Below are 6,090 nucleotides of genomic sequence, written 5' to 3'. Positions count from 1 at the left end.
CTTCCAAGGAGAATACTAAACTATAAAACTCCAGAAGAACTATTTGAAATATATCTAGATAAAATCTATTCAATCTAAGTAAATTCAAGTATTTAAGTCATAAACAGAAATTAGTTCAATTTGTTATTGCAATTTATAATTAATTTCTTTTTATCTTCTTCATTATTAACTACATCCATAACATTCATATCTATAATTAAAACTTCAGATGCATTGTAATGATTATTAACCCAATTATCATACCCTTCCCATAAGAAATGATAATATTCTTTTAAACTATCATCAATCTCAAACTCTCTTCCTCTAAGATTGATTCTATTAATTACAGTTTCAAAAGATCCTTTAAGATATATCATAACATCAGGTGCCTTTTTAGGTAATGATTCTAACTCTTCCATCATATTATTTAATAGATTTTCATATATACTCATCTCTAAATCTGATATTCTACCAAGCTCCATATTTTTCTTAGCAAAATACCAATCTTCATATATTGATCTATCTAGAACGTTATTATCATTAACTAATGCTTCTTTAATACTTTTAAATCTAGTATTTAAAAAATATAATTGTAGTAAGAAAGGATATCTCTTTCTTTGTATCTCTTCTTCAGATTCACTATAAAATAACGGTAAAAGCGGATTATCATCAACAGATTCATAAAAAACCTCTGAATTAAAATGTTCTCCTAAAATTTTTGCTACTGAACTTTTACCTAAACCTATCATTCCACCAACAACTAACAACATACTTCACCTATCCTTTATTATTCATCCTTAGCGCTAATTTATGATACCTTGTATTTATATTTAAATCAAGTCTTGACAATATTTAATAAAAAAAATAAGACATACTGTTTATAACAACATGTCTTATTTTATATAAACTATTTATTTTTTAAGATATCTATATATCTTACAGCACTTAATGCTGCTATATTTCCTTCACCTGCTGATTTTATATATTGATATGGCTTACCTACGCAATCTCCTGCTGCAAAACACCCAGGAATATTACTTTTCATTTCTCTATCCACATTAATATGTCCATCAACAATTTCTAATCCTGGAACTAGTTGTCCTGGCGAAATACTATCTTTAAGAACAAATACTCCATCTGTTTCCAAATCTATACCATCAAGTTTTAATGAAGAAACTTTATTATCTCCTACTATTTCTAATGGCTTTTTATTGATAACTTCTATATTATCTCTAACTTCATATTCACCCTTATACATAGGTATATAGTATACTTTTCCTGCAAGTTCACTTACATAATTAGCTTCCTCTTCAGCTTCTTTATTATATCCTACTATTGAAACTGTTTTTCCTTTATAAAGAGGAGCATCGCAAGTTGCACAATAACCTACACCTTTACCTAATAATTCAAGTTCTCCCTTAAGAGGCTTAGTATATTCCATTCCAGTAGCTAAAATTACAGCTGTAGCTTCATACATTTTATCATTTACCATTAAAGTGAAATAATCACCCATAGCATAGATATTATTTACTCTTTCCTCTGTAATTTGTATTTCCATCTTATCTATATGCTCTGCAAACTTTTCTTTTACTTCAGCTCCGTTCATTCCATAAAAACCCAAATAGTTATTTATTTTAGGAGCTTTCACTATTTTATTACTTAAATCCTTAGTTCCAAAAATAATGAACTTTTTATTTCTTATTTTTGCATTAAGAGCTGCTGATAATCCTGCCGGACCGCTACCTACTATGGCTAAATCATATCTTTCCATAGTATTCCTCTCTTATAAATGTTTTTCAACTGCAGCTTTTAATTGTGGCTTTGGCATAAATCCAACTAATGTATCTATAGGCTCTCCATTTTTAAATACCATTATTGTTGGAATACTTGCAACTCTATATTTTCCTGCTAAATTAGGACACTCATCTACATTAACCTTTGTAAATTTAGCATTTGATAATTCTCCTGCAACTTCTTCATAGATAGGACCTATCATTTTACAAGGACCACACCATTCTGCCCAGAAATCTACTATACTAACACCATCAAAATTAACAACTTCTGAATTAAATTCATTTTCTTTTAAATGTTGAACCATTACAATTCCTCCTACTCCCCCTTAGGGGACTATTAATATTATTTGTTTTATTGTACTGCGATAATCATTATTAGTCAATAACTTTATTCTTATTTTAGTTTACCCTCTTTTTATAAAAAAATTCTATGATAAAGTTACCTAATTAATTTTTGAATACCTATTTAATTCAGTATAAATTCCACCTTTTTCAATAAGCTCTGTATGGCTACCTCTCTCTTCTATACCATTATCAGTTAGCACTATTATTTCATCTGCATTTTTTATTGTAGATAATCTATGTGCAACAACTATAGTCGTTCTATTCTTACAAAGATCTTCTAATGATTTTTGAATTAAATATTCAGTTACATTATCTAAAGCTGATGTAGCTTCATCTAAGATTAAAATTGGTGGATTTTTTAAAAACACCCTAGCAATTGATATTCTTTGTTTTTGGCCTCCTGATAATTTTATTCCTCGCTCTCCAATATATGTATCATAGCCATCTTTTAATCCCATTATAAATTCATGAATATTAGCTTTTTTTGCTGCTTCAATAACTTCTTCATCACTTGCATCTTGCTTTCCATATTTAATATTTTCCTTTATTGTTCCTGTATATAAGAATACTTCTTGTTGGACTACACCTATATTTTTTCTTAAAGAATCTAACTTAATATCATATATGCTCTTTCCATCTATTCTTATATCACCATTGTCTACATCATAAAATCTAGGTATTAAATTACAAAATGTAGTTTTTCCTCCACCTGATGGCCCTACTAAAGCTAACATTTTTCCTTTCTCTATAGATAATGTAATTTTATCTAATACTTTTTCATCTTCATCTTCATAACTAAAACATACATTTTCAAAGCTTATATTACCTTCTACTTTTTCTAATTCTACTGCATTATCTTTTTCTTTTTCTTGTTCAACATTCATTATATCAATAAATCTTTTAAATCCAGTCATTCCATTTTGATATTGCTCTACAAAATTAATAAGCTTTTTAATTGGATCTGTAAATAATTTAACATATAACATATAAGCTAAAAAATCACCTATGTTAATAGTATTATAATAAGTAAATAATCCTCCTGCTATTAAAACAACATAATCCAATATATCTACTCCAAAATTAACTCCTGCAAAATACTCTGCCATAACTTTATAGGATTGTTTTCTTACTTCTTTAAACTTATTATTTCCTTTATTAAATTTCTCATTTTCATATTCTTCTGCAACAAATGCCTTAGATATTCTTATACCTGCAATTGAGTTTTCTAATGTTGAATTTATTGCTGAAGTCTGTACCCTTGTCTCCATAAAGCATTTATTCATCTTTTTTCTTTTCTTTAAAGTAAATATTACTATAAATGGAACAAATGCAAATATTAAAATTGTAAGAGGTAAATTTATAGTTGATAATATTATAAATGAGCCTAAAAACATTATTATTGAAATAAATAAATCTTCTGGTCCATGATGAGCAAGTTCAGATATATCCATTAAATCATTTATCATTCTGCTCATTAAATCTCCAGTTTTTGTATTATCGAAATATGAGTTAGGTAATTTTTCAAGGTGCTTAAACATATCTCTTCTCATATCACCTTGCATTCCAACTCCAACAAGATGTCCAAAATACTGCATGAAATAACAACAACCTGCCTTAATTAAGTATAAAACCATAAGAATAATTGCAAATATACTTATAACTTTTATCTCCTTATTAGGTATAGCATCATTAACTAAACTTCTTGTCATCATCGGGTATATTAAATTGCATAAAGTTGCTATAGTTGCAACTATTAGATCTGCAAAAAATAATCCCTTATACGGTTTGTAATATGAAATAAACTTTTTAATCATAAAATATCTCCTTTTTATTTAACACACAAAGGAAGAACAGGGTCTTATTTATCCCTGTTCTTCCTTTGCTTTATTTATTAATAAACATCTTTAAATAGATTTATGAATATCTAACACTCCAGCTTCTTCATCAGAAATTGGCACTAAAATCGTACTTAGTAATCCTTCTTCTTTTCTTGCATAAAAATAAGAATCACTACCTATTCTAAGCTTTTTACTATATTGATTCTTTTCAATTTTATACTTCTTATTATCATAGGTTTTACCTATAAAATACTTTGATGTTTCTTTTTTTATAATAACTCTATAAAGCATTAAGTATCTCCTTTAATTTGTCATTAGTTCCACAATACTAATTTATTTAATTTTGAAAATAGTCATTTAATATCATTTTATCTTCATCATTAAAAATATAATCTTCAATGTTTCCTTTAGAAATCCATTTTATATTATTTATACTTTTATGGCAAGTAATATATTCCTTTATGCTCCCTGTAAAAACTTTCAATTTCCTTTCATCTTCTAAAACATATTCTTTAAATGGTTTTAAATCAAATACTGTACATTTTATATCTTTATCAACAGCTTTAGAAATACATTTTTCCTCTGTTTCTTTTCCCTTCATTTCCTTTCCAAACATACCCCAAGTTCTTTCGTTTCTTTTTCCTCTTTCTGCAATCAATACATTTCCAAAATCATCATAAATAATAATTGAACATCTTGTAACCATCCCCGTCTTACCTCCAATTAGCAATTAAATTTTAATGAATTTATTTATTATTATAATTATAATCTCTTTTTAGCTATTTTTAAACATTATTTTATTTTTTATTACAAATTTATTTATGATATTTTTACAATTTATTTATATTTTTATTTAAAACTCATTTAACAATTAATGTATATTATATGTAAATTTTGTTAATAATTTATATGAGGTGATTTTTATGAATTTTATTAAATCTTTGCCACTTATTATATTATTATTTTTTACATTAAAATTTTTAATATCATATATAGAAAAATCTACTATTGATTTAAACAAAAAACAATCTGAAAAACAAATTAAACTTGGTCTATTATCTATAAAAGATCTTCAAAAAAACAATTACACTACATTTATAAAAATTATAAATATTTATCTTAATATTTTGGGTTTTAAAGAAAATACAATTCTTCCTAATGGTGATAGTAATTTAACTAATTTTAGATCTTCATTAAATAATGAAGATGTATTTATAAGTTGTATTCAAAATAATTTACTTGGTGAAACTGCTGCTGATGAAGACAATTGGGAGTTAACCGGTAGGCCTGCGGTTCAAAGCTTTTTAGGCAGATTACTTATTAATAACTGTAAAAAAGGAATTCTTATTACTAATAGCTCATTTTCTGATAAAGCTATAGAATTTGCTAACGATTTTAACAACCAAAATCGTGGAATAGAAATTAAGCTTATTGATGGTTATGAACTTACAAAGTCAATAAGAACTCATAATTATTACATTAGGAAAGAAGGGCTAATAAATGAAGTTAAATACAATATATAGCTATTTCATAATAATCTTATTTGCTCCTTTAATAGGTAAATTGATAAAAAAAATTATTATATACTATAAATCATACAAAAATTTTGAAGGAAATAACCAATTATATAATTTAGTTCATAGATTAACCCCCCATGAATTTGAAATTTGGTGTAGTGAATATTTATCTAAATTAGGTTTCAATAATATTATTCTCCTTCCTTTAGGGCCAGATGGTGGAAAAGATATTATTTGTGAAAAAGGTTCTGAAAAATTCTATGTTGAATGTAAAAGATATTCCCTCAATAATTCTATATCAATATTACAGGTTGAAAAATTATTAGGTGCTATGATTTCAGATAATATAAATAATGGAATAATTATAACTACAGGTACTGTATCTGATGATGTAAAATCTATTTTAAGTAAAATAAATAAACCCTATAATATAAAAATAATAAGTTCTATTGAATTAGATATTCCATACACAGAATATATACTTAAAACTAATTAATTTAGCTATCTCATTTTTCTCTTAAATATATTAGGGATGTGTCATTTTTAATACACATCCCTTTATAAATTTCCTTTAATTAATACCACTTAATTATACTAACTATTTTAAATCCTATAATA

At 25.8% G+C, this 6,090-nt stretch carries 8 protein-coding genes; 2 read left to right on the top strand and 6 right to left on the bottom strand.

What is annotated here, in order from left to right; genetic code table 11:
• Positions 1-110 precede the first annotated feature (110 nt).
• The 6 genes from Q0Y03_RS10100 to Q0Y03_RS10075 form a co-directional block, all read right to left on the bottom strand.
• Positions 111-749, bottom strand: coding sequence for a deoxynucleoside kinase (locus tag Q0Y03_RS10100; protein ID WP_297713699.1), 639 nt, complete (start codon positions 747-749; stop codon positions 111-113).
• 137 nt (positions 750-886) lie between these two features.
• Positions 887-1,750 (bottom strand): NAD(P)/FAD-dependent oxidoreductase, encoded by an 864-nt coding sequence (locus Q0Y03_RS10095; RefSeq protein WP_297713698.1) that lies wholly within the window; start codon positions 1,748-1,750, stop codon positions 887-889.
• Positions 1,751-1,762: 12 nt separating this feature from the next.
• Entirely contained in the window at positions 1,763-2,077 is a 315-nt protein-coding gene (trxA, locus tag Q0Y03_RS10090; protein ID WP_291675057.1) for a thioredoxin, read from the bottom strand.
• A gap of 138 nt (positions 2,078-2,215) precedes the next feature.
• Positions 2,216-3,931 carry an ABC transporter ATP-binding protein gene (locus Q0Y03_RS10085; protein WP_297713697.1) on the bottom strand — a complete coding sequence of 572 codons (1,716 nt, stop codon included), beginning with the start codon at positions 3,929-3,931 and terminating at the stop codon, positions 2,216-2,218.
• A 90-nt stretch (positions 3,932-4,021) separates the two neighbouring features.
• On the bottom strand, positions 4,022-4,246 hold the full coding sequence (locus Q0Y03_RS10080; RefSeq protein WP_297713696.1) for a hypothetical protein: 225 nt from the start codon (positions 4,244-4,246) through the stop codon (positions 4,022-4,024).
• Between the two features lie 46 nt (positions 4,247-4,292).
• Positions 4,293-4,661 (bottom strand): DNA mismatch repair protein MutT, encoded by a 369-nt coding sequence (locus Q0Y03_RS10075; RefSeq protein ID WP_297713695.1) that lies wholly within the window; start codon positions 4,659-4,661, stop codon positions 4,293-4,295.
• 217 nt (positions 4,662-4,878) lie between these two features.
• On the opposite strand from Q0Y03_RS10075, the gene Q0Y03_RS10070 reads away from it, so the two are divergent.
• Both Q0Y03_RS10070 and Q0Y03_RS10065 read left to right on the top strand, forming a co-directional pair.
• Positions 4,879-5,478, top strand: a complete 600-nt coding sequence (locus Q0Y03_RS10070; protein ID WP_297713694.1) for a restriction endonuclease — start codon at positions 4,879-4,881, stop codon at positions 5,476-5,478.
• Positions 5,456-5,968, top strand: a complete 513-nt coding sequence (locus Q0Y03_RS10065) for a restriction endonuclease (RefSeq protein WP_297713693.1) — start codon at positions 5,456-5,458, stop codon at positions 5,966-5,968. Before Q0Y03_RS10070 ends, Q0Y03_RS10065 begins: the two co-directional genes overlap by 23 nt.
• Positions 5,969-6,090 lie beyond the last annotated feature (122 nt).

Origin of the sequence: Clostridium sp. (genome assembly GCF_026168755.1) — a bacterium.
GTDB lineage: Bacteria > Bacillota > Clostridia > Clostridiales > Clostridiaceae > Clostridium.
The sequence above is the reverse complement of the archived record's forward strand: the minus strand, read 5'-3'. Positions and strand labels throughout refer to the sequence as shown.

Excerpts from the sequence above, each read along its gene's own strand:
- Q0Y03_RS10100 (WP_297713699.1), bottom strand. The coding sequence starts at position 749 with ATGTTGTTAGTTGTTGGTGGAATGATAGGTTTAGGTAAAAGTTCAGTA.
- Q0Y03_RS10095 (WP_297713698.1), bottom strand. The coding sequence starts at position 1,750 with ATGGAAAGATATGATTTAGCCATAGTAGGTAGCGGTCCGGCAGGATTA.
- trxA (WP_291675057.1), bottom strand. The coding sequence starts at position 2,077 with ATGGTTCAACATTTAAAAGAAAATGAATTTAATTCAGAAGTTGTTAAT.
- Q0Y03_RS10085 (WP_297713697.1), bottom strand. The coding sequence starts at position 3,931 with ATGATTAAAAAGTTTATTTCATATTACAAACCGTATAAGGGATTATTT.
- Q0Y03_RS10080 (WP_297713696.1), bottom strand. The coding sequence starts at position 4,246 with ATGCTTTATAGAGTTATTATAAAAAAAGAAACATCAAAGTATTTTATA.
- Q0Y03_RS10075 (WP_297713695.1), bottom strand. The coding sequence starts at position 4,661 with ATGGTTACAAGATGTTCAATTATTATTTATGATGATTTTGGAAATGTA.
- Q0Y03_RS10070 (WP_297713694.1), top strand. The coding sequence starts at position 4,879 with ATGAATTTTATTAAATCTTTGCCACTTATTATATTATTATTTTTTACA.
- Q0Y03_RS10065 (WP_297713693.1), top strand. The coding sequence starts at position 5,456 with ATGAAGTTAAATACAATATATAGCTATTTCATAATAATCTTATTTGCT.